Raw genomic sequence first — 24,247 nt, forward strand, 5'->3', positions numbered from 1 at the left:
TGGCGCTCCAGTCGCTCCCTCTATGCACCCCATCCGACTTCGCGGCGCGCGCACCCACAACCTCCAGAGCATCGACCTCGACTTCCACCCCGGCGAGCTGGTGGCCATCACCGGCGTCTCGGGGGCCGGGAAGTCGTCGTTGGCCCTCGACACGCTCTACGCCGAGGGACAGCGGCGCTTCGTCGAGAGCTTCAGCCCCTACGCGCGGCAGTTCCTCGAGCGTCTGGAGCGGCCGCCGATCGAGTCGCTCGATCCGGTCGCGGCCGGTGTCGCCGTGGATCGCCGCGCGCCGGTGAAGAGTTCGCGCTCCACCGTGGCGACCATGGCCGATCTGGAGCCCTACCTGTCCGCGGTGTTTTCCCGCGAGGCCATCCCGGTGTGCCCGGATTGCCATGTCCCCGCCCAGCGCACGGATCCCGTCGCGGCAGCGGAGCGCGTCGCGACGGCACACGCGGGGGCGAAGGCGCTCGTCACGTACCGGGTCCCGGTGCTGGGTCCCGAGGCGTACCTCGATGTCCGCGAGTCACTCGCAGGGGCGGGGTATCGCCGGTTGCTGGTCCGCGGCGAGGCACGAGATCTCGACGAGATCGCGCCCTCGGAGGCTCTTTCGGGAGGGACGGCGATCGACGTGATCGTCGATCGGCTCCGGCTCACGGAGCAGGATCGGCGGCGGCTCGGCGCGGCGATCGAGGAGGCCTGGCGGCAAGGAGGTGGCGCGGCTGCGCTTCACGTCGTGCGGCCGGAGGCGAGCCCGTCCACGAACGGGTCGGTCGGGGGTGTCGCAGAAACAGAGGCAGAGGCGGCGCCGCTGGAGCCGCAGGAGAAGAAGCGAGGGAGGAGGGCCAAGACGCCACTCCACGATGCCTCCGTGGCGATGACCACGGCGGGCCGCGGCAAGGGTCGAGGCGCGACGAGCCGTGGAAAAAAGAAGGCCGCAGCCTCCGCCCAGGGGTCGGAGGCGCTCGATGCGAACGGGGCGAGCGTCAACACGCCCAGCGCAGTGAGTAGTGACGGGACGAGCGGGCAGGGTCTCTCCCGGGTTCCGCTCGTGCGGGGCCTTTCCTGTCCGTCGTGTGCGCGCTCGTTCGATCCGCCTCGCCCCGGGCTGTTCTCTTACCAGAGCCCAGCCGGCGCGTGCCCTGCGTGCCGCGGCTTCGGGCGCACCATCGGCATCGACTGGAACAAGGTCTTCCCCGAGCCGCATCGCGCCCTCGACGACGGCGCCATCCGTCCCTGGTCCGGCAAGTCGACGACCTGGGAGCGCCGGGTGCTGAAGCGCTTCTGCGAGCGAGAAGGGATCCCGTTCGATCGTCCCTGGTCGGAGCTGAGCGAGGCGCAGCAGAACCGTGTCCTCGATGGCGAGGGGTCGTGGAGCGGGGGGAAGTTCCCCGGTGTCCGGGCCTGGTTCAAGTGGCTGGAGACGCGGACCTACAAGATGCACGTGCGCGTCCTGCTCGCGCGCTACCGCGCGTACGATCCGTGCGATAGCTGCGGGGGGAAGCGGCTCTCCCCGGAGTCGTTGCTCTACCAGGTCGGCGGGCTGGATCTCGCGGCCTGGCACGGGCTGGAGCTGCGGGACGCGCGGACGCGCCTCGACGCGCTCCGGGCCACCACGACACAAGGGGAGCTCTCCCGGCGTGAGCTGTCGGCACGGCTGACGTACCTGGAGCGGGTCGGGCTGGGCTACCTGACCCTCGATCGGCAGGCCCGCACGCTGTCGGGCGGCGAGGCGCAGCGGGTCTCGCTCACGGCCGCGCTGGGGACGTCGCTCACCGGGGCGCTGTTCGTGCTCGACGAGCCGACGGTCGGGCTGCACCCCAGCGACATCCCGCCGCTGCTCGGCTGCATGCGCGAGCTGGCGGACAGCGGGAATGCGGTGCTGGTCATCGAGCACGAGCCGCTGGTCATCGAGGTCAGCGATCGGGTCGTGGAGCTGGGGCCGGAGGCCGGTCGCAAGGGCGGGAAGGTCGTCCACGATGGGTCGCCGGCAGCTCGCCCGCGCTTGCCACCCCCTGCCGCCAGCGTGCCCGCGCGCCGGTCTTTCAACGAGACGATCACCATCGTCGGCGCCCGCGCCAACAACCTGCGCAGCGTCACGGCGCGCATCCCGCTCGGGTGCGTCGTCGCCGTGACCGGTCCCAGCGGCTCGGGGAAGAGCACGCTCGTGGAGGAGATCCTCTACCGGCACATCGCGCGGGCGCGGGGCTACAAGGACGTCGACCCCCCGGGCATCTACACGCGTGTCGAGAACACGGCGGGCATCCGGGCCGTCACTCTCGTCGACCAATCGCCACTCGGCCGCACGTCACGCGGGAACCCTGCGACGTACAGCGGCGCGTGGAACCGGATCCGGGCGCTGTTCGCGCAGCAGCCTGGCGCGGTCGAACGCAAGCTCACGCCGAGTCACTTCTCGTTCAACGTGGCGCTCGGGCGCTGCGAGGCGTGCGCCGGCGAGGGCAGCGAGACGATCGAGATGCAGTTCCTCGCGGACGTCTCGGTCACCTGCCCGAGCTGCAAGGGGCGCCGCTTCCAGGACATCGTGCTCGAGGTGAAGCTCGACGGCCGCTCCGTGGCCGACGTGCTCGCGTTGACCATCGACGAGGCGCTGGAGGTCTTCTCCAGCGAGGGCGCCATCCAGCGCACGCTCCGGCCGCTCCAGCAGCTCGGCCTGGGGTATCTCGGGCTCGGGCAGCCGCTGTCCACGCTCTCGGGCGGCGAGGCGCAGCGGCTGAAGGTCGCGCGCGCGCTGGCCGACGCCTGTGTGGGGGCGCTGTTCCTGCTCGACGAGCCCAGCGCGGGCCTCCACCCGAGCGAGGTCGCACGGCTGAATGCAGCGCTGAGCGCCCTGGTCACTGCGGGGGCGAGCGTCATCGTGGTCGACCACGATCTCGACGTCATCGGAGCAGCGGACTGGATCCTCGACATCGGGCCAGGCGCCGGGATCGAGGGCGGGACGCTCGTCGCCGAGGGTACGCCGGAGGACGTGGCGCGCACGGACACGCGCACCGGCAAGGCGCTGGCGGCGTGGTTCGCGCAGGGAGTGCGTGCGGAGGGTGCGGCGGATCGAGAGGCTGGCGTGGCCTCGGCATCGCGCCCACGCCGACGGGCCGACGCGAAGAAGCAGGCTCCAGATGGCGCGGTGGCCTCGGCGGACGCTCCCGGAGCGGAGCGCAGGGAGGGGCTCCGCAGGCCTGCACACGCCGAGCTACCGCACGCGATCGAGGTCACCGGCGCGCGCGAGCACAACCTCCACGAGGTGTCGGTCTCCATCCCCCATGGGAAGCTCGTGGTCGTCACCGGGCCAAGCGGCTCGGGCAAGAGCACCCTCTCCTTCGACGTCGTCTTCGCCGAGGGCCAGCGCCGCTTCCTCGAGACGCTGACGCCCTATGCGCGGCAGTTCTTGCCCACGCTCCCGCGCCCCGACGTCGACCGGGTGACGGGCGTCCCGCCGTCGATCGCCCTGGAGCAGCGCACCACGCGCTCCGGCGCGAACTCCACCGTCGCCACGGTGACCGAGATCGCGCACTACCTGCGGCTCCTCTACGCCAAGGTGGGGGATGCGCACTGTCCCAAGTGCGACATCCCCATCCAGGGACGCGCGGCAGAGGCTCTTTACGACGACCTCCGCGCCACGCGGGGCAAGCGCACGCTGCTCGCGCCGGCGGTGGTCGCGCGCAAAGGTACCTACCTCGACGTCTTCACGGCGGCTGCGCGCGCCGGCATTCAGCAGGCCATCGCCGATGGGGTCCCTTGCTCGACCGACGTCCCGCCCAAGCTCGACAAGCGCAAGGAGCACTCGATCGACCTGGTGATCTACGAGGGTCGCCTCGCGGATCTCGATCGGGCGCTTTTCGACCGGGCCCTCACCTTCGGCAAGGGCTCGCTCAAGATCGTCGACGCCAAGGGGGACACGCAGCTCCACTCGACCACGCGGACCTGTCCCCGGTGCGGGCAGGGCGTCCCCGAGCTGGATCCTCGCTGGTTCTCGTTCAACACCAAGCAAGGTCGCTGCGAGTCGTGCGAGGGCACCGGGGTCTCCGGGCACGCGGACGACGCGCTCCAGACCCCCGAGCCGTGCGAGGCGTGCGAAGGTTCCCGGCTCGCGCCAATCCCACGCGCGGTGCGGCTCGCGGGAGAGCGCTACCACGAGGCCGCAGGGCGCGCCGTCGGGGATGCGGCGAGCTGGGCACGGACCCTTGCGTTCACGGGGGACCGTGCGCGCATCGCCGAAGCGCCGCACCGGGAGCTGTGCCGTCGCCTGGACTTCGTGACGGAGGTGGGGCTCGACTACCTCGCTCTGGATCGCCCGGCAGGGACGCTCTCGGGCGGCGAGATGCAGCGCCTCCGGCTCGCGGCGCAGCTCGGCAGCGGGCTCACGGGCGCGCTGTACGTGCTCGACGAGCCGACCATCGGCCTCCACCCGCGGGACACGCAGCGCCTGCTCGGCAACCTGCGGAAGCTCGCCGACACGGGGAGCACGATCCTGATGGTCGAGCACGACGCGGACACGATCCGCGCCGCCGATCACCTCGTGGATCTTGGCCCGTCGGGGGGTCGGAGCGGAGGCCGTATCCTCGCGGCCGGTACGCCGGCCGAGGTCCTCTCGTCGCCAGCTTCGCCCACGGGTCGCGCACTCGCCGCCGAAGCGTCGCTCGCCTCGCCAGCGCGACCCCCCAGGCCGCCGGCCGAGGCGCACGTCGAGCTGATCGGCGCCCGCGCGCACAACCTCCGCGTCGACCGGCTGCACATCCCGGTGGGTCGGATGACGGTGGTCGCGGGCGTCAGCGGATCCGGCAAGAGCACGCTGGTGCAGAAGGTCCTCTACCCGGCCATCCGGCGCGGGCTCGGCCTGGAAGCGCCCGAGCCAGGGCCGCACGAGGCGCTGCGGCTCCCGCGCGGGCTCACCCGGGCGCTGGCCGTCGATCAGTCCCCCATCGGGCGCACCTCTCGCTCGGTGCCAGCGACCTTCCTCGGCATCTGGGACGAGATCCGGCGGCTCTACGCGGCGACGCCGGACGCGCAGATCCGGGGCTACGACGCGGGCCGGTTCTCGTTCAACACGGCGAAGGGGGGGCGCTGCCCGACCTGCGAGGGGCAAGGCGTGATCAGCCACGAGATGGCGTTCCTGCCGGATGCCGTCACCGTGTGCGAGGCCTGCGGGGGCGGTCGGTTCGAGCCGGCGACGCTCGACGTGCAGTACAACGGGCGCAGCATCGGCGACGTGCTCGGGATGACCGCGGAGGAGGCGGTGGAGCTGTTCGCGAACCACCTCAAGATCCGGGCACCGCTGGCGACGATGTGCGACCTCGGGGTGGGCTACCTGCACCTCGGACAGGGGTCCCACACGCTGTCGGGTGGAGAGGCGCAGCGCTTGAAGCTCGCGAGCGAGCTGACCGCGGGCCTGCGCCCGAAGCCCACGCTGTACGTGCTCGACGAGCCGACCACGGGCCTGCACCTGGCCGACGTGGCGCGGCTGCTCGACGTGCTCGATCGGCTCGTGGAGCGTGGGGACACACTGGTGATCGTGGAGCACCACCCGGCGGTGATCGCGCGGGCGGATCACATCGTCGAGCTGGGTCCGGAGGGCGGCTCGGGCGGCGGTCAGCTCGTCGCCGAGGGGACGCCGCGGGAGATCGCGAAGAAGAAGACGGCGACAGGGAAAGTGCTGAAGGAGCTGTTCGGTCGGGTGGGGTGAGCGTGGAGCGCCCCCTGTCCGGCCCCTCACCGTGGTAGGTCGATCTCGATGAGACGCGCCTGGCTCTTCGCGCCGCTCGCCCTCGCGTGGGGCTGCGCCCCCGCCATGCCTCCCACGGCTCCGGCCCAGGGCTCACCGACGGGAGCCGCCTCCGGGGCGCCAGCGCCCTCGGCGACGCCTTCCGGCGATGCCCTCTCCACCCCCTCGTCCCTCCCCGCTCCCCACGTGGACTTGCCCCCCACACCCCCCACCGTCACTGGCACCATCGGCGGCAAGCCCTTCTCGCCCAAGGCAGCGCTCAACCTGGGGGGCAGCGACAAAGGGCGCGTGCTCATCGGCCTCACGGACTACGCGACGTCGTGCGACGACCTGGTCACGCCGGTGGCGGGCAACCAGATGCTCACCTTGCAGATCGAGTGGAAGGCCGGGCAGGTGGCGTTCGGAGCCGACCCGGGCAACCCGGCAATCATGAACCCGACCCACATCCTGACGACGTCGGATCCGGGACGACCGAAGCGCACGGTGCTGCCAGCGCAGGGCTCGGTCCAGCTCGTCTCGGCGCCCGAGAAGTCGGGCAGCCGCACGCGGATCAAGCTCGACCTCGCGACGGACAAGGACAGCGTGAAGGGAGAGATCGACCTGCAACTCTGCTGGGATGTGACCAGCGTCGACCTGTCCGCGAACTGACCGGCTGGCCGGAGCCAGCGGGGTCACCGCCCGGGTCGAGGGGGCTCGATCGCTCGAGCTTGCCCCTGATCGCTCAAGCTTGCCCGAGAGGCTGCGTGGCCGCGGCGGAGGCGATGCTCAGGATGCGCTGCTCGGTGGCGTCGAGATCCTTGCGGATGGCCTCCAGGCGCTCCGGAAGGACATCGAGCGGAGGTGGCAGCTCGGCCCCCGGCCCGAGCTGCGCGAGGCGACCCTCCAGCTCTTTCACGTAGGCCCGGGCCTCCCCCTGGGCGCCCCTCGCGGCGGCGAGTGCTTGCAAGCGCCACGCGGAGGCGCTCGTGGCTTCCGCGCTGGTGAGCCAGCCACGGGCGTTGTCGAGCTTTTGCCCTGCGCCGCGCAGCGCGGCGAAGATCGCGTCCAGGTAGCTCGTCTCCTGCACATCGGACGGCATGTTGGTACTCACGCCATAGTCTACCCCGTGAAGCACCGCGCGTCGTGGCCCGTGCGAGGGTCGAGCCCCCCCCTCCCCTCCAGCGCCGTCCCGAGCGCGTCGTCCTCCCCGCCCCGGTGTGGGACCAGAGGTACACTCGATGGCGCCGCCGCCCATGCGCTCGCCCAGGCACATCCCTCTGCGTCACCCGCCCCGGCCCCGCTCCCTGGGGCGTCTGCTCGGCGCGCTCTGCCCGTTCTTCCTGCAGATCACCACGGGCTGTGTCGGTCCCGCGGTGGTCGGTTCGCCCAGCCCGGGAACGACCCCACCCCCCGTCACCTCGAAGGCCGACCCCTCGACCCAGGGGCAGGTCGCCTCTTCATCCACCCCTTGCCAGACCCCGGTCGATGCCAGGACGTTCGGCGCCGGCCAGGGCGCTCCCGAGGGGGATGGTCCTGCCATCCAGCGCGCCATCCGCGCAGCCAGCGCGCAGCAGGCCCCCTGCGTGCAGTTGCCCTCGGGCGACTACGTCATTCGCCAGGCGCCAGGCCAGGCGCTGCGCGAGGTGCCCATCCGTCCCGAGGTCGATGGGCTCACCCTCGAAGGCGCGCCCGATGGCACCACCCGCATTCTCCTGGAAGCCGACAGCTTCGCGATCCTGGTCAACAAGGGGGATACGCGGCCCTTGCTGCCCGTGCGTGGGCTCAGGCTCCGCCACCTCACCATCGAGGTGCCCGGGGGGCATGGGGTCAGCGACGCGGGTGCGATCCAGCTCAACCGCTGCCCTGACGTCCACGTGGCCGACGTGCGCATCCGCATGAACGCCCGCGCCCAGGTGGCGCGCGGGCTGAAGATGTCCGGGCTCGCCACATCGCAAGGGACGAGCGGCCTGCTCGAACGGATCCACGTCGATGGCATCAGCAAGGCGGGGATGTACCTCGCCAGCGGCACGCACCACCTCACCGTGCGGGGCTGCGAGACCCTCCACGCCTGGAACGAGCCACCCATCAACGCGCCGCCGCCAGGGCTCTCCATCTCGGACGCCCACGAGATCACCGTCGTCGACCATCACGCCCACCACAACCGCGGCGCTGGGCTGTTGATCGGCACCAACGGCGGGCCGCCGATCCGGGTGCCGGAGCTCCCGTCGGACGCCTATGGCGCGTATTACCCGGGCGCGCTGGCCCACGGTCCGGCCACGCGCATCCGGGTGGTTGGTGGCTCCTTCTCGGACAACGGAGAGGTCGGTGGCGCAGGGATCCTCATCGGGAGCGGCTACCCCGAGGTCCCCCGCGAGATCACGCTCACCGATGTGCTCGCGCGCGGCAACCGCGGGCCCGGGATCGTCATCGAGGCCGGGGCGGACATCGCCATCGATGGCGCCGTGGTGAGCGGCAATGGGGCGCAGGGGATCCTGGTGCGCGACGTCGTGTTGCCTGGAGCTGCCGGCGCAGGACCGAGGACCACCGGGGTGCGCATCTCGAACGCGCTGATCCACGACAACGGGCGCGCGGTCCGCGTCGACGTGGGGGGACTGGAGGTCCGGGGGGGCGCGGAGGGGGTGGGGCTCATCGGCGGAATCATCGCCGTGGGGGACGAGGGCTCGCGCCAGCGCCTCGGTGTCCGCCTGGTGCCGGAGGGGGAGCGTCGGAGTCGGGGCTTCTTCACGGTAGGCGCGCCCAGGATCGCGGCGCCCATCCTGTTCGACGGCGTGGACGCTCGGTAGTCCACGCCATCCATCGTCGCGGGGAGGTCGCGCTCGCTACCGGGCGGACCAGCGTGTGCCCTGCGGCGAGTCTTCCACTTCCACACCGGCCTCGATGAGGAGCTTCCGGATCATGTCGCCCTTGGCGAAGTCCTTGTCCTTCCGCGCCTGGGTCCGCAGGGCGAGCAGCCGGTCCACGACCTCGTCGCCACCTCGACCCGCGGCCGCTCCCGAGCTGGGAGGGACGGCGTAGTCGACGCAGACCTCGGCGTGCAGCTCCGGTCGCGCGATCTCGACGCCGAAGATGGCGAGGTGCGCGGTGAGGCAGCGGTAGACGGGGAGGAGCTCGGCCACCTCCGGGTGGGCCTCGATCCCTGCGGCGTAGAGCCCGCTCACGTACTCGAAGAGCGCGGCCATCGCGGTGGGGGCGTCGAGATCGTCGTTCATGGCGGCGGTGAACTTCTCGATGAACTGCTCGCTCGCCGCGCCGAACTTGCCCGTCGTGTAGGTGTGGCGCATGCGGGGCACGCGCAGCTCCGGGGGGCGCTGGCTCGGGTAGCTCCCGCGAGGCAGCTCGAAGACCGAGGCGGGGGCGCCGCTCAGCCGCTCGGCGAGCACGTCGACCAGGCGCTTGATCCGCTGGTAGCCCGCCGCGGCCTGCTCCAGGAGATCCCAGTCGAAGGGCAGCTTCGTGCGGTAGTGGTGCGTCGAGAAGAACCACCGCACGACGTCGACGCCGTGGCGCTCGACCAGATCGGACACGCCGACCACGTTGCCCAGGCTCTTGCTCATCTTCGTGCCGCGCAGATCCAGGTGCTCCGGGTGCAGCCAGTAGCGCACCCAGGGGTGGCCGCAGAGGGGCTCGCTCTGCGCGACCTCGTTCTCGTGGTGCGGGAAGAGGTTGTCGATCCCGCCGCCGTGCACGTCGAAATGATCTCCCAGCAGCGCGGTGCTCATCGCCGAGCACTCGATGTGCCACCCGGGTCGCCCTTGAGGCCAGCCCTCCTGGCCCGTCGTCCACGCCGGCTGCCCCTCATCCGAGGGCTTCCAGAGCGTGAAGTCGTTGGGGTGCCGCTTGCGCGCGATGTCCTCTTCGAGCCGGCCGCAGGCGCCCACCTCCTGCTCGGCCAGCACCCGGTGCGACAGCGCGCCGTAGCGCGGGAAGGACGCCACCTCGTAGAAGACCTCACCGTCCTTCACGTAAGCGTGCCCCTTCTCGATGAGCTGCGCGACCATGCTCACCTGCTCGTCGACGAAGTCGGTCGCGCGCGTGTACGCCGCGTAGTCCTTGATGTGCAGCGCGCGGCAGTCGCGGCGGAAACCAGCGATCATCTGCTCGGCGAGATCGACGCAGCCCCGGCTCTCCTCGCCCCCTGCGATGATCCGGTCGTCGATGTCGGTGTAGTTGATGACGCCGATGACGTGATAGCCGCTGTGCTCCAGCCAGCGCCGGAACGTGTCCCAGAAGCAGTACGTGCGGGCGTGTCCGATGTGCATCGGCGCGTACACCGTCAAGCCGCACACGTACATGCGCACGACCTTGGGGTTGGCAGGAACGAAGGGTTCCAGCGCTCGCGAGGCGGTGTTGAACACGTGCAAGGGCATCGGCGCAGCTCTCCGGGGGTGAGGGCAGTGAAAGAGGTGGGTAGATACCACGGGGAAGGCCTGTGTGAAAAATCAGGGAATGGGCAGGAAAGCGATGGGTTGTCAGGCGCACGCGCGGCCACGAGCGCTGGTCGGGCTGTCCGTGCGGCGGTCCATCGCGCAGAATTCCTGAGGAGTCCCTTCCAGGGGGAGGGGACGTGAAGGTGGGGACCGATGAAAACGCTGCTGCGATGGGTCTCGGCACTGTTCGTCCTCCAGGCCTCGCTGCTCGGGGGATGTGTCTTCGAGGAGGCCAAGGAGGGGACCACACGCGCTCCAGGCGAGGCCTTTCCCGAGGGGGTCGATCTCGCTGCCACGACCGAAGTGAGCAGCGCCTCCGCCGACCTCGCCCCTCCGGACTGCGATCCGAACCACGACTGTGAGGTCGCCGGCCCCCAGGTGCAGTGTGCCAGTGGGCCTGCCATGAACGCCTGGCAGACCTCCGACGGGCGCTGGTGCATCAACCGGGATGCCTGCGGCTGGAACAACCCGATCTGCCCCTTCTGAGCAGGGGACCGCCCGCATGCGTACGACGCCTCGTTTCCTCCGCGCCTCGTTCGTCCGGATCCAGGGCCAGCGCGGCCGCATCTACGTGCATCGCAGCGACGGCAGCGAGGTGTCGTGGGTCTTCCCGAGCGCAGGCGCGTTCTTGCCGCACGACCTGTTCCACCTCGTGGCGGAGGGGGCCTTCGGTCTGCGCGCAGGGTTCTGGGGGCGCGTCGACGGGGGAGCCGACCCCGCGCGCATCAACGATGAGGCGAACCGCATGAGCGGGCCCGAACGTTACCGAGGGTTCGGTGACGATCGGCGGGAGCTGCTCCAGGCCGAGGCGCTGGTGGGCGCGCTCTGGTCAGGGAACGAGCGCACCCCGGCCGAGCGTGTGGAAGCCATCGTCGTAGCCTGTGCGGGCTTCGGAGTCGCTCCCCCAGCCTCCCTCGGGGAAGCGCGCGTGGTGGCGGCGCTGCGCGGCCTCCAGCACCTGGATCCCGCGTGGAAGATGCTGCTGCCGAAAGGGACGATCGTCCTTCCGTTCGACGTCGACGACCCGCAGCGCGGGTTCGATGCCTGGCTCGCCAACACGGTGGGTGGGAGTCCGTAGGACAGATCTCCGCCTCCTGCCCATCTTCGGGACCTATCGTGTGTCTCATGCGGCCAGGGCGCGGGCGCTCCATCCTGGAGGCCGGTCCCCGGCAAGAGGCGTCGATGAATCCCGAGACACATCCTTCACCCCCTGGTGGCGCATGGCGGCAGCTCGTCCGCGCCGGTGCCCTCTGTAGTTCCCTCGGAACGGCGGGCTTTCTCGTCGTCCAGGCCGGCGTGGGAGGGTGCACCCGCACCACCCCCGATGCGCAGCCCCCCTCCGAGTCAGGCTCCTCGCAGGCCTCGTCCCCAACCAAAGACCCCGCGGTCCCCCCGACCACGCCGACCGCGGGTCATGCAAAGGGAGCCAGTGACGCCATCCTCCCGCGTCCAGGGGGGTCACAGCCTGCGCAGGACGAGGTCCCCCTGCCAGGTGGATCCCGGACGCCGTCGCCCACCCAGACCGCATCCCCAACCTTCTTCCCAGGCACGAAGTCGGGCTTCGTCTCCACGCCAGAGCGGATGCCGGGTGCGAACCCTGTCCCCCTGCCAAGCCAGCCATGACGCCTCTCGCCTGGCTTGCCACGAGCACCGCGGCCACCGCCTCCAGTCTCCTGATGATCGCGCTCGTCTTCGCCCCGCTGGAGCGAGCCTTCCCGGCACGCCCCGATCAGCGGGTCTTCCGCCGAGCGATCGGCGTCGATCTCTGCTTTTTCCTCGGGCAGCACCTGGTCTTCGCCGGGCTGGTGACCGTGGCACTGGGCGCCGTGGCCCGTGGTCTCGACGTGACGGCCCTCGAAGCCATTCGCACGACCGCCGCCGCGTGGCCCCTCTGGATCCAGGGAGGCATCGCGCTCGTCCTGGGCGACGTGCTGGTCTACTGGTTTCACCGTGCGTGTCACCACTACGACTTCCTGTGGCGGTTCCACGCCGTGCACCACAGCGTCGAGCAGCTCGACTGGCTCGCCGCGCACCGCGAGCATCCGCTCGACGGACTCTTCACCCAGCTCTGGCTGAACCTGCCGGGCATCCTCCTGGGTCTACCCTTCGAAGCGATGGGCGCGCTGGTGGTGGTGAGGAGCCTGTGGGCGGTGTTCATCCACGCGAACGTACGGCTCCCGCTCGGGCCGTTGCGCTGGATCCTGGGAGCGCCGGAGCTGCATCACTGGCACCACGCGCGCGTGGAGCGCACGTCCCACAACTTCGCCAACCTGGCGCCATACCTCGACCGACTCTTCGGGACCTACCACTGTCCCGAAGGACCGGAGACGTACCCGCTCGGCCTCACGGAGCCCTGGCCACGCGGCTACTTCGCGCAGCTCGGCCATCCCTTCACCCGACCCCGCACGGAGGAGAGGTCGCTCCAGCCATCCTCCGGATCCATCCCTCACCAGACGCTTCGCACTCCGCCCCTGCCACGATGAAGGCGGAGGAGGTGCTCCTGACCTCTCTCTGCAGTGCGGAAGACCCTGCCCTGAATGTCGGCGGGGTGGCGCGCACCTCAGCATGCGCCGCCCAGCCTCGTCTCTGACCCCGCTTCGACGCCGAGCGAAGCGACAGGGCTCGTCACGCTCGTGTGCGCGCTCGTGGGTCTCCACCAGGTGTGCAGCACGGTCCGACCCGCTCGTGGAGGTGTCGATGATGCGCAGTGGACAGTGGCGAGAGCATTCCCGGGGTGGCGTGAAGCTGCCCGAGACGAGTCGCAGCGCCTTACAGCGCGCAGGGTCCCTGGCGATCGCCTTCGGCCTCGCGTCACCGCTCACGGCGTGCAAGGACCGCGAGGTTCCCCGCGCGGTGGAGACGGTCCACGAGGCCACCAGCCCACTCGTCGGCACCTGGATCATCTCCACGCCTCTCCCCGGGCCCCGTGGAAACTACACGGCGACGATGCTCGCCGACGAGAGGGTGCTCCTGGTCGGTGGCGAAGGTCCTGAGGGAATCCTCTCGAGCGCCCTGCTCCGCAACCCGGATAGCGGCCAATGGACCCTGACTGCGCCGATGGCCGCCTCCCGCATCCACCACACCGCCGTGACGCTTCTGGACGGGCGCGTGATGATCAGCGGGGGCACCGATCCCCTGAATCGAGCGCACCGTTCCGTGGAGATCTACGACCCGACCACGCAGCAGTGGACACAAGCGCCGCCCATGAGTGGGCCACGCACCAGTCACACCGCCACGCGCCTTCTCGATGGTCGAGTCCTCGTCACGGGTGGAACGACCAAGGCGTCGGACGATCTCGGGAACACTCAGGATTCCTGCGAAATCTTCGATCCTCCGACGAACGCCTGGAGCCCGTGCTCCCCCATGAGCAGCCGGAGCCACAACCATACGGCCACCCTCCTGAGCAACGGCGACGTCCTCGTCGCGCACAACCACCCCAGATCATCCCCCGAGCGTGTCCACGCACAGGTTTACCATCCACCGACGGATACCTGGAGCGACACCCCCCTCATGGTGCATCCGCACATCGGGCACGTCGCTATCCTGCTCCCGGACGGTCGGGTCCTCGTCGTGGGAGGCGTGAATCGGTCCAAGGAGGACGCCGAGATCTACGATCCCAGCACCAACACCTGGGCAGCCGCCCCCGGCAGGGTCGGCGGCAAGGAGGAGGCTCCGTACTCCACCTACGGGCTGAGGTCGCTCACCGCCCTCCTGCTCCCTGACGGCCGGGCCTTGATCACCAACGGCATCGAGCACGTGCGGACCCCCTGCTACAGCGCGTCCTGCACCCTCACCTCCCAGACCTACCACACGCCCACGCGGCTCGAGATCTTCAACCCTGTCACGAACGCCTGGTCTCTCGGCCCTCCCATGAACCAGGGTCATGGCAGGGCGACCACGGTGCTCGTGAAGGGCAGACTGCTCACCCCGGGAGGTGAGCCCGCCGAGCCTGGTCCCCTGTCGACGAGCTTCAGCCGGTACGTCGAGGCGTTGCCGCTCGTCGCGCCGGGCACGCCTTGCAGCGCGTCGCTCGACTGCCAGGGCGCAGCCTGTGTCGACGGCGTCTGCTGCGACACGGCGTGCGATGGGCCGTGTGAGGCTTGCTCGATCGCGGCGGGTGCATCGCAGGCCGGCAAGTGTACGCCCCTGTCCGGCCCGACCTGCGACGACGGCAACGCATGCACTCAGGCAGACACCTGTCAGCAGGGCATCTGCCGCGGAGCTGCCGTGGCCAACGGCACGCCCTGCGATGATGAAAGCCCCTGCACCCTCACCGATGCCTGCCAGGCAGGAGCATGCACGGGTTCACCGGCAGCGGATGGCACCCCCTGTGACGACCACGATGCGTGTACTCAGGTCGACGCGTGTCGGTCAGGCGCATGTGTCGGCGGGGCGCCCGTCCTCTGTGCGGCCCAGGGGACATGCCAGAGCGCGATCTGCGATCCGGTCAGCGGCGCGTGCATCCAGGGTCCGAGCCCCGGTGGCACCCCTTGCGACGATGCCGATCGCTGCACGATCGATGACCAGTGCCAGTCGGGCGTCTGTGTCAGTCGGCCGCTCAGCTGCGGGAGCTATAGCAAGAAGTGCCACGCCTCGGTCTGCGATCCCGCTCTCGGCGCTTGCACCTTCATCCCGTTGAGCGACGGAACGAGCTGCAACGATTACGACTCTTGCACCCAGACCGACACCTGTCATGCGGGGACGTGTATCGGGACCGACCCCCTGGTCTGTACCGCCTCGAAGAGCTGCCATGTCCCCGCAGTCTGCAATCCCACCGGGATGACGAACGCCTGCGGGCCCTCCGTTCCAGGACCGGACGGTGAGTCCTGCCCGGACCCGACATCGGCGGGGTGGTTGATCGCGGCGCCATTGCTCACGGGCCGCGGCTACCACACGGCGACCCGTCTCCTGGACGGCACCGTGCTCGTCACCGGTGGGGCTCGACCGAGCAACATTTCCTGGTACAGCGTCACGTACCAGGACAGCGCCGAGCGCTACGATCCGAGCACCGACACCTGGACGTCCGCGGGCTCCCTCGCTCAGGCCCGTGGTCTGCACACGGCGACCCTTCTCCTGGACGGCACGGTGCTCGTCACCGGTGGCGTGAAGAGCCCGGCCCTCGCCAGCGCCGAGCGCTACGACCCCATCACGAACAGCTGGACCACGGTCGCCCCCATGAGCCGACCCCGACAAGGACACACGGCCACACGGCTGGACGATGGGAAGGTCCTGGTCGCCGGCGGCGGCGCGACCGAGAACAGCGCAGAACTCTACGATCCCGTGTCGAACACGTGGACCTACGCCATGCCGATGGCCCATGGCCGAGAGAACCACACCGCCACGCGCTTGCAGGATGCTCGGATCCTCATCGTCGGCGGAAGGTCGGACCCCACCAGCGAGATCTACGATCCCACGCTCGACACCTGGACGCTCACCGGGCCGAACAGGTCGTACCGCATCCGGCACACGGCAGCCCTGCTCCAGGATGGCGACGTGATGGTCGTCGGGCAGAGCAACTGGCCAGAACGCTACATGCCCGCAACCAACACCTGGCGAGCGGGGAAGGAGACCGAGCAGCGCCGAAATCTTCTCACGACCGACCTTCTGCCCGACGGCACACTCCTGGTCGTCGGGGGTTTCGTGGGGACCCCCGCCAAGCTGATCACCCGGGTCGAGCAGTACGATCCGGACGATGGGGCGACCGGCTCCTGGAAGGATGTTCCTTTGCTGGCCGCCGGCATGTACGCGCATGCCTCGGTGCCGCTCGAGGACGGCCGCATCCTGGTCACGGGTGGATGCGATTCCAAGGGCATCTGCACCACGACCGACACCCGGATCTTCGTCCCTGGGGAGCCATTCGAGGGCTCCGGCGTGTGTTTGCTCGGCTTCTGCGTCTCCAGCGGTGGCCCGGGCTCGACGGGGCAGGAGGGGTCAGGGAGTGCGAGCGCAGGGACAGGCGCTGGGACGGGAGGCGGGGGCGGCACGGGTGGCATGGGCACAGGAGGTATGGGGTCCGGCGGCATGGGCGCGGGCGACGCCAGCGCGGGCGGCATGGGCGCGGGCAGCATTGGTGCGAACAGCGCAGGCTCTGGCGGTGCAGACGCAGGGGTCACGAGCGCAGGCAGCACGGGCTCGGGCGGGATGGGTTCAGGCGGTGCAGGGGCCAGCGCGGGCGGCGCAGAACCTGGTGGCGCTGGCGGAGCCGGTGGCGCTGGCGGAGCCGGTGGCGCTGGCGCCGAGCATGCGTCGAGCAGCTCCGCCACGTCGGGAAGTAGCGGCGTGGGCTCGGGAGGTGGCGCTGGCGCCGGGCACACATCGAGCAGCTCCGCCACGTCGGGAAGTGGCGGCGTGGGCTCGGGCGGCGGCGCCGGCACCGGGCACACATCGAGCAGCTCCGCCACGTCGGGAAGTGGCGGCGTGGGCTCGGGCGGCGGCGCTGGCGCCGGGCACACATCGAGCAGCTCCGCCACGTCGGGAAGTAGTGGCGTGGGCTCGGGCGGTGGCTCTTCCGCGACGGGTTCCACGTCCGCTGCCAGCGGTGGTCAGACCAGCGCAGGAGGCCTCCCCGCGGAGGAGGAAGGAACCATCGAGGAGGACGACGCAGCCCCGTCTCCCCTCGTCTTCGGGGGGTTCACCTGCGAAGTCCCCTCCCAGGGCCCCCGCTCGGGGGTCTCGACCTGGCTCGTGCTGGCAAGCTTGTTCGGCCTCCGTCGCACGAGAAGGCGCCATGACGCGAGCGACCGGCGTCACGCCTGAGTCGGCGCCACCGCCTGCCATTCAACGAGGGCGGCCCCCCTCGGGCGGCACCGCAGGGTTCACGCTCCGAACGTCCTGCGCGATGCCCCTCGTGCGGGGCTCGCTCGTTCTGCGCGACGTTCCACGGTGCCTTGCGCGCACGCGGGGCTCTCTTCTTCTCCACCCGCCTGGATGCTCGACTAGCTGCTTCACAACGACGCGAGGGAGGCCCTGAAGACGATCGTCCCCCTTTCAGCGAGAGCGAGCGTGCGTGCATGCACGGAGCTTCTGGGTCTGGAGCGCGGGTTGCTCTTGTCCTGGGCGCGTGCCTCGGCAGTTCGTCAGGGCACGCAGACACAAGCACTCTGCGGCTCGGTCCATCCCGGCACCGAAGCGCAGAGCGCCCGCGAAGCAGGGGGAGTAAGGTCATGTTGCAACTCGGCTCGGCAAGCTATTACCGCTCGATCATGATCACCGCCGCGCTCGGGATATCCGCCGCGACGGGGTGCGTGGGCAGCGGTGACGACCTGGAGGACATGGAAGCGGCAGGCTCCGAGGAGAGCTATGCCCAGGGGCTGGATGGCGAGGTCGGTGCCTCCGACGCCGCGCAGGCTGCCGTGGAGGGGCAGGCTGCCGTCGATGATCAGGAGAGCAGCGTCCTCGAAGGGGGTGGAGGCGTCCCCCTGTTCGTCTCCGACGCCGAGATCACGGGCGTCATTCGCGACTTCGCCCAGCTCCAGATCTCGCACTGCAATGGCGCGACGGGCCGCGCCATCGCGGGAGAGGTGCTCGGGTTCGCCAACCAGATGGTCAACTACTACACCGGCTTCCTTGGCCGACAGGGCGCCATCTGCGACCAGTACAGCATCGTCCCCATCGGGGGCGCGCAGTGCGACTCGTTCATGGGCGAGATCAACGGGCTGTTCGGACCCGTGGGGCTGGCAGGAGCCGCCGAGTTCGATCGTCACTACATCGGCGCGCAGATCGGCCTGCACACCAGGATGCTGGACCTGTTCGACAACCACATCCTCTCGCACTGCACGAACGAGGCCCTCCGTGGCGAGCTGACCGGGTTGCGCTGGATGACGCTCCGGCACCTCATCCAGGCGCAGTTCATCGGCTGCACGCTCGAGGGCGCAGGCGTGGATGCGTGTGCCGCGCAGTCGTACAGCGCCTACGGGAACCTGGGGGCCGAGTACGTCGGAGAGTACTGCCCCTGATCTCCGAGGGCTCTGGGCGCAGGGGTCGAGCACCCCTGCCCCGGAGATGAAGCTGGAGATGGACGGCCAGAGGGCGCAGGCCGTGTGACACCAGGGTCAGCCTGCGCCCTCCTGTTCTACGCACGAGACACGCCTCGACGCGCCGGAGCGTGTACGTGCTCGACGACGTCTTCCTTGCACGAAGCGCGGATGAAGCCCCATCCCGGGCGCGATCCTGCTCAACCACGAGTTGCGACGATGGAGTTCCGGGGTAAAGCTGACCGCAACGGCGGATTGCGGTCGCGTGGCGTTGTGGGGGATCTCGACACGAATGCCCCGAACGACACGGCCCGGGGGGGGAGGCATCGTGACATCGACATCCGGCACATCACCGAGCTCGGACGCCTCTCCGCGACGAGCGACGTTCTTGCTGACCAGCTCCACCCTGCCAGGCCACCTGCTGCGTGTGCTCGATCTGGCGCAGCAGCTCTCCGTCCGCGGTCATCGCGTGCTGTTCAAGACGAAGGCCACCGCGAGCGCCGAGGTGGCGGCGGCAGGGGCCGAGCTGATGCCTTACGAGCACTGCGTCGACCTGGCCGATCGCATGGCCGTCTTTCAGCTCTCTCAGCCACCGTGGTGGATGCCGAAGATCCCCTTCGGCATCGCCATGGGCCGCGCCACCGTTCACACACACGGCGTGCAGCTCGCCCGGGAACTCGAGCCCATCCTGCGTCGCGAGCGGGTCGACTGCGTGGTCTACGATTTCTTCGAGTTCGGAGCCGCCTGGGCCGCGGAGCGCGTCGGCGTCCCCGCTGCGAGCGCGGGGAACATGGGGACGGCGCTCACGCCTGACGAGCTTCCGCTCCTGTTCGAGGAGCTCCCTGCGATGAAACCGCTGACCCGGGCGCCAGCGCTCGCACACGGGCTCCTCGATCAGCTCATGCCCCTCGCGCCTGCACGCGCGAAGCTCGGCCTCTCACCGTACGAGGGACGGACAGCAGATCTCGTGCGCGCGATGATCTCGCGGGAGCTGCACATCGTCATGGCCCATCGAGGCTTCGCTGGCGGCGTTCCACTCCGCGATCACCAGGCGTTCGTGGGACCGACGTCCTTCAACCGGGCAAGCCCCATCGACGAGGACGCCCCGCAAGTCGCCCCGGGCACGGTGGTCGTCAGCACGACGACCACCGGCAAGGATGGTGGCCTGTTCCGGCGGGTCCTGGAGGCCGTCGCGCCCTTGCACGTCCCCATCCTGGCGACCGCAGCGAGCGCCGACGACATCCCCTCGGGGCTCGGCGACCACGTCCGCATCACGCAGTACATCCCTCACGACACCGCGTTCCCGTCGGCCCGGGCGCTGATCACCCACGGCGGCTGGGGGACGGTGGGGCGCGCGCTCACCCATGGCTTGCCCATGCTGGTGATTCCCCTCTTCGGCGATCAGATCCTGAACGCCACCCTGGTCGAGCACGCGAAGCTGGGCCGGCACCTGCCTCTGGCGAAGGCGTCCCCCGAGGCGATCCGCGCCGCGCTGCAGGAGCTCCTCTCCGACGAGGAGATTCTCGCCCGGGCGCGACATGCGGCAGACGAGATCAAGCGGCTCAAGGACGACCAGGTCGCCGCCCGGGCGCTCGAACGGCTGGTCTTCGAGCGAGAGGCCGGACGCCAAACGGAGCGCCCATCGAGGGCTGCGGCATGATGGTCGGCTGACGGGAAGGGTCGCCGCGCCAGCCGCCGCCGCGGGTACGACGAGCAATCCGGGCGGCGCCGAGGACCCGCCGCATGGACGCATCCGCGACCCCCCAGCCCTCCCCCATCGTCGAGCGCATCGACTACGCGAGCACGCTCCCACCGCGCACGAAGGCGCTGGTGCTCGCTGGCGTGATGATGGCCCTCTTCCTCGCGGCGCTCGACCAGACGATCGTCGCCACGGCGCTCCCCCGCGTCGTCGCCGAACTCCACGGGATGGAGCTTTTCGCCTGGACATCGACGTCGTACCTGCTCGCCAGCACGACCACGGTGCCCATCTACGGGAAGCTCTCCGACGGCTTCGGTCGCAAGCGGATCCTCCTCGTCGGCGTCGGCATCTTCCTCCTGGGATCGGTGCTCTGCGGCCTCGCCCCATCGATGGTCGCGCTGATCGTCTTCCGAGGCGTCCAGGGGCTCGGCGCCGCGGCGATCACGTCGACCGCGTTCGCCGTACCCGCCGATCTCTTCGCCCCTGCGGAACGGCCGAGATACCAGGGAATCTTCGGCACGGTGTTCGCTCTGGCGAGCGTCATCGGCCCCTTGCTCGGCGGCGCCCTGACCGACGGGGTGGGATGGCGCTGGGTCTTCTTCATCAACCTGCCGTTCGGCGCCATCGCGGTGGCCTTCATCGTCGCCAAGATGCCGCGCCTGCACAGCGGACTCCCGAGCAAGGTGGACTGGCTGGGAGCGCTGCTGCTGATCGTCGCCACGGTGCCCTTCTTGCTGGCCTTGCGTGGAGATCGGCCGCTCTCGGAGTGGCTCTCGCCCAGCGTGCTGGGAGCGTTCGGGCTGTCGCTCGGCGGCCTCGTCGCGTTCATCCACGTGGAGCGTCGGACGCCACACGCGATCATCCCCTTCGCCCTCTTCGAGAACCGCGTCTTCTTGCTCGTGTGCCTGACCTCGGTCTGCACGGGCGCTGCGTTCTTCGCGGCGCTCTTGTTCCTCTCGATCTTCGCGGTGAACGGGCTGGGGGCGACGGCGCGCGAGGCGGGCATGGCGCTGATGCCCCTCACGGCCGCGGTGGTGCTGACGTCGGTGGCGACGGCGAGGATCGTGAGCCGCACCGGACGCTACAAGGTGGTCATCGTCGGCGGGCTCGTGGTGCTCTGCTTCGGCCTCTTCCTGCTGAGCACCCTCAGCGAGGAGAGCACGCTGTGGGGCATCGGGATGCGCACCTTCATCTTCGGCTGCGGCATGGGCCCGGTGTTGCCGATGCTGACGCTGTCGGTCCAGAACGCGGTCGCACCGCGCGAGGTGGGCACGGCGACCGCTGGGCGCCAGTTCTTCCAGCAGCTCGGGCAGGCGGTAGGGAGCGCCGTGTTCGGCCTCGTGCTCACGATGTCGCTGGCCCACGCGCTACGAGACGAGCTCGCCCCCGTGCGCGCCGAGGTCCCCGCGGACATGCGGGCGCATTTCGATCGCTGGTTCGACCCACGACGGCTGCAAAGCGGCGGGACGGCCCACGAAGGGCAAGGCGAAGAGGCTCGGATCCCGGAACAGGAACTCCGTATCCAGGAGATCCGGCGCCACTTCGATGCACGACGGCGAGCGCCAGGCGCCGACATCGCGGCGATCACCGAGGATGAAAAGCGGACGGTGGCAGCGATGGAAGCTGGCGTGCGAGGGGTGCGGGCTTCATTCGCGCGCGCGGTGGCGCAGGTTTATGCGTGGTCGCTGCCGCTCGGGCTGTGCGCGCTGGTGCTGGCGCTCTTCACACGGGAGATTCCGCTGCGCTCCCCCGCGCCTCCTGCGGGGGCGCGGGGAGCGCGCGCGTCCTCACTCAAGGAGCGGCGTTGAACCAGGCGACCACGGCGTCTGGCGCCTCAGGGATCCACTCGTGCCCTGCGGTCGGGTTGATGACGGTCGCGGTCACGTGCCCCGCCTCTTCCAGGCGGCCGTGATAGATGCGCATCGTCCAGATCGGCACCGTGAGATCGGTCCACCCGTGCAGGAAGAGCGTCGGCGGGTGATCGGTGGGGAGCGTGGAGGGCACCACGCAAAGCGGGCCCGAGCAGCTCGCGTACGAGGCCGACTGGACCGCCAGCGCCTTGAAGCGGCCCGGGTAGCTCACCGCCATCCGGCTCGTCATGTAGCCGCCGCTGGAGATGCCGGTGGCGTAGAGACGACTCCCATTGAGCTGGCCGAACTCACCGGCCTCGATGGCGTCGAAGATGGCGAGCATGAACCGATCGTCCGGTGAGCCCGACCAGGCAACGCTCCACGGAGGCACGTTGGTGTCCCAGAAGGTGTTCCCCCCGAGGTGGGCTTCCGGCGCGATGACGGCATAGCCGGCGTCGAGAAGCTTCTTGAGCGTGAGGGTCTGATAGTAGGCACCGAAGGGGTGGAGGCGGTTGGCCTCGAAGCTCAGCTCGGAGGAGAAGAGGGAGCCCTGGAACATGAACGCCACGGGCCACCCACCAGGCGGAGGAGTCCCGAGCGGCGTCTGGTAATGAACCTTCCGGTAGATCAGGGGCGCAGAGTTCACCACCAGTGTCTTCCGCGGGCAGCTGACCTTCAACGAGGTCGCCGAGCAGCGCGAGGCCGAGAGCGCGGCCTCCGGAGGCAACGCCGCGTCGTGGCCGTCGAAGGCCTGGTCCCCACCAGGCTCGTCACTGGCGGAGGCGGACTCCGTGCCATCGACGGCATCGCTGGCGGACGCCTCATCGTCTGCTGCAGCCGTGCCGGCGCCATCGTCGGCCCCATCGACGGCAGAGGATTCCGGCCCCCTCACGAACACGCCTTCGTCGTCACCGCTCGAACACGCCGGGACGGACGTGACGGCCAACAGCACGGCAAGAGTATGGTGGAGCTTCATGCGACCTCTTCACTTCTGCGCAGGAAAGATGGGGAAGTGCGAAGTCAGCGGTTTGTCACGGCGAAGGCCGGTATCGCAAGCGCGCCGCGCCGGTAGGCGCCAGGACCGATCCCTCGCCAGCGCTTGAAGGCTTTGCTGAAGGCCACCTCGCTCAGGTAACCGGCCCGCTCGGCGATCGTGGCGATGCTGTCGCCGGTCTCGCGCAGCCACTGCGCAGCCTTCGCCATGCGCCACTCGGCGAGGTACTGCATCGGCGGGGTACCGACCAGCTCGTGGAAGCGCGCAGCAAACCCGGAGCGGGAGAGGCCGACGGAGGCGGCGAGGCTCTCCACCGTCCACGCTTCGGCTGGTCGGGTGTGGATGCGACGGAGCGCGACACCGATCGCGGGATCCGCGAGCGCCTGCCAGCGACCGAACCCCTCGCCAGCGGACAGTGCCTGCATGCGCAACGCCTGGACGAGCAGCACATCGGCGAGGCGGCCGAGGATGAGATCCGTGCCCGGGCCCGGTGCCGTGCTCTCGGCGGCGAGGAGTCTGGCCGTGGCCGCGAGGGAAGGCGACGCGCCAGGCGCTCCTGGCGAGAGGCGAATCGCAGGGGGAAAGGCGTCGAGCAAGGGGTTGGTCATCCCGGCGCTGAACCTGAAGCACCCCGAGATGAGCTCGCAGACGGGCCCGTCCCCTCCGAGCCGGCGTGGTGAGGCGATCGCGCTGCGGAGCTGCTCGGTGGACACGAGGCTCCGGTCATCGCGCGTGGACTTCTCGCCATCGTCGAGGTCGTGGGCCGCGCCGTACGGGATGAGCGCGATGTCCCCCTCCGACAGCGAGAGAGGCGCCTCGACCCGTGACACGGTGAGCCGAGCGCACCCGCGCAGGATCACGTAGAACGACGAGGTCGCCTTCTCTGGCGCCCGGACGGCCCACGGCGCGCCCAGCTCGACGCGGCCGAACAGGAGCGTGGTGAGGCGCATCGTATCGAGGACATCCGAGATGACGTCGACCTGCTCCTCCAGCGCACGTGGACGCTCGGACAGGGATTCCGGACGAGCGGGCATGGTGAGTCCATAACGCCCGGGGCCATGCTGCGTCCATCTCGCACCAGGGAGTGACGCATGGATGTCTCGACGGACATGGATGTCTCGACGGAGACGAGGACTGCAGCCAGCGTGCTGGAGGACCTCTGGGCGCTCATCACGACCGACACGGAGCGCTGGCTGGAGCTGTTCGCCGAGGATGGGATGGTGGAGTTCCCCTATGCCGGCTCCCTCGGCTCCCCGGGACGCCTGGAAGGAAAGGCGGCGATCCGGCGCTACTTCACAGAAGCGCTGAAGAGCTTCGAGGGGCTCGAATTCACGAGGCGGCGCAAGCACCTGCTCCACGATCCGGACCTGGTGATCGCCGAGGTTCACGGCTCGGCGACGATCACCACGACGGGGCGTCGCTACGAGCAGGACTACGTGATGGTGCTGCAGACCCGTGCGGGGAAGATCGTGCTGTACCGGGAGTACTGGGACCCCATGGCTGGCCTCGCGGCCTTCGGTCCCGCCGGGGGTCCGCTTGCTCCGCGGATCGCGGACGGATAGCTTCGACG

The 24,247-nt window shown here is 69.9% G+C and carries 15 protein-coding genes; 11 read left to right on the forward strand and 4 right to left on the reverse strand.

The genetic code is table 11. The features are described from left to right. The first annotated feature begins 22 nt into the window (after positions 1 to 22). Together CMC5_RS30040 and CMC5_RS30045 are read left to right on the forward strand one after the other, a co-directional pair. Positions 23 to 5,695, forward strand: coding sequence for an excinuclease ABC subunit UvrA (locus tag CMC5_RS30040; protein ID WP_050433615.1), 5,673 nt, complete (start codon positions 23 to 25; stop codon positions 5,693 to 5,695). 48 nt (positions 5,696 to 5,743) lie between these two features. Further along, the gene (locus tag CMC5_RS30045; protein ID WP_050433616.1) at positions 5,744 to 6,382 is read left to right on the forward strand and encodes a hypothetical protein; all 639 of its coding nucleotides are present in this window, start codon (positions 5,744 to 5,746) and stop codon (positions 6,380 to 6,382) included. 73 nt (positions 6,383 to 6,455) lie between these two features. On the opposite strand, the gene CMC5_RS30050 is transcribed toward CMC5_RS30045, so the two are convergent. After that, on the reverse strand, positions 6,456 to 6,824 hold the full coding sequence (locus CMC5_RS30050) for a hypothetical protein (RefSeq protein WP_050433617.1): 369 nt from the start codon (positions 6,822 to 6,824) through the stop codon (positions 6,456 to 6,458). A 127-nt stretch (positions 6,825 to 6,951) separates the two neighbouring features. On the opposite strand from CMC5_RS30050, the gene CMC5_RS30055 reads away from it, so the two are divergent. Then, complete coding sequence (locus tag CMC5_RS30055; RefSeq protein WP_156338960.1) at positions 6,952 to 8,517, forward strand: right-handed parallel beta-helix repeat-containing protein; 1,566 nt, start codon at positions 6,952 to 6,954, stop codon at positions 8,515 to 8,517. A gap of 36 nt (positions 8,518 to 8,553) precedes the next feature. Here CMC5_RS30055 and cysS read toward each other — a convergent pair whose 3' ends face one another. Continuing rightward, the gene (cysS, locus tag CMC5_RS30060; RefSeq protein WP_050433619.1) at positions 8,554 to 10,101 is read right to left on the reverse strand and encodes a cysteine--tRNA ligase; all 1,548 of its coding nucleotides are present in this window, start codon (positions 10,099 to 10,101) and stop codon (positions 8,554 to 8,556) included. A 213-nt stretch (positions 10,102 to 10,314) separates the two neighbouring features. Between cysS and CMC5_RS30065 the strand changes: the two genes are divergently transcribed. The 7 genes from CMC5_RS30065 to CMC5_RS30095 all read left to right on the forward strand — a co-directional run bounded on the left by CMC5_RS30065 (position 10,315) and on the right by CMC5_RS30095 (position 21,641). After that, entirely contained in the window at positions 10,315 to 10,647 is a 333-nt protein-coding gene (locus CMC5_RS30065; RefSeq protein WP_050433620.1) for a hypothetical protein, read from the forward strand. A gap of 16 nt (positions 10,648 to 10,663) precedes the next feature. Beyond that, positions 10,664 to 11,239: a hypothetical protein gene (locus CMC5_RS30070; protein ID WP_050433621.1), complete on the forward strand. Its 576-nt coding sequence runs from the start codon at positions 10,664 to 10,666 to the stop codon at positions 11,237 to 11,239. Between the two features lie 541 nt (positions 11,240 to 11,780). Then, a complete protein-coding gene (locus CMC5_RS30075; RefSeq protein WP_050433622.1) occupies positions 11,781 to 12,644 on the forward strand; it encodes a sterol desaturase family protein in 864 nt (287 codons plus the stop codon). A 214-nt stretch (positions 12,645 to 12,858) separates the two neighbouring features. Continuing rightward, positions 12,859 to 16,917 (forward strand): tRNA wybutosine-synthesizing protein 4 beta-propeller domain-containing protein, encoded by a 4,059-nt coding sequence (locus tag CMC5_RS30080; protein WP_169796709.1) that lies wholly within the window; start codon positions 12,859 to 12,861, stop codon positions 16,915 to 16,917. Between the two features lie 407 nt (positions 16,918 to 17,324). After that, positions 17,325 to 18,116 carry a hypothetical protein gene (locus CMC5_RS30085; protein ID WP_050433624.1) on the forward strand — a complete coding sequence of 264 codons (792 nt, stop codon included), beginning with the start codon at positions 17,325 to 17,327 and terminating at the stop codon, positions 18,114 to 18,116. A 406-nt stretch (positions 18,117 to 18,522) separates the two neighbouring features. Beyond that, positions 18,523 to 19,794, forward strand: a complete 1,272-nt coding sequence (locus CMC5_RS30090; RefSeq protein ID WP_050433625.1) for a glycosyltransferase — start codon at positions 18,523 to 18,525, stop codon at positions 19,792 to 19,794. An 83-nt stretch (positions 19,795 to 19,877) separates the two neighbouring features. Further along, entirely contained in the window at positions 19,878 to 21,641 is a 1,764-nt protein-coding gene (locus tag CMC5_RS30095; RefSeq protein ID WP_050433626.1) for an MDR family MFS transporter, read from the forward strand. Here the strand turns inward: CMC5_RS30095 and CMC5_RS30100 are convergent. Both CMC5_RS30100 and CMC5_RS30105 read right to left on the reverse strand, forming a co-directional pair. After that, positions 21,625 to 22,659 carry an extracellular medium-chain-length polyhydroxyalkanoate depolymerase gene (locus tag CMC5_RS30100; RefSeq protein WP_156338961.1) on the reverse strand — a complete coding sequence of 345 codons (1,035 nt, stop codon included), beginning with the start codon at positions 22,657 to 22,659 and terminating at the stop codon, positions 21,625 to 21,627. The genes CMC5_RS30095 and CMC5_RS30100 overlap by 17 nt on opposite strands. 44 nt (positions 22,660 to 22,703) lie before the next feature. Further along, positions 22,704 to 23,711 carry an AraC family transcriptional regulator gene (locus CMC5_RS30105; protein ID WP_050433627.1) on the reverse strand — a complete coding sequence of 336 codons (1,008 nt, stop codon included), beginning with the start codon at positions 23,709 to 23,711 and terminating at the stop codon, positions 22,704 to 22,706. A 57-nt stretch (positions 23,712 to 23,768) separates the two neighbouring features. Between CMC5_RS30105 and CMC5_RS30110 the strand changes: the two genes are divergently transcribed. Continuing rightward, a complete protein-coding gene (locus tag CMC5_RS30110; protein ID WP_245677830.1) occupies positions 23,769 to 24,239 on the forward strand; it encodes a nuclear transport factor 2 family protein in 471 nt (156 codons plus the stop codon). Positions 24,240 to 24,247: the final 8 nt, after the last annotated feature.

It is taken from the genome of Chondromyces crocatus, from assembly GCF_001189295.1.
In the GTDB taxonomy this organism is placed as follows: Bacteria; Myxococcota_A; Polyangia; order Polyangiales; family Polyangiaceae; genus Chondromyces; species Chondromyces crocatus.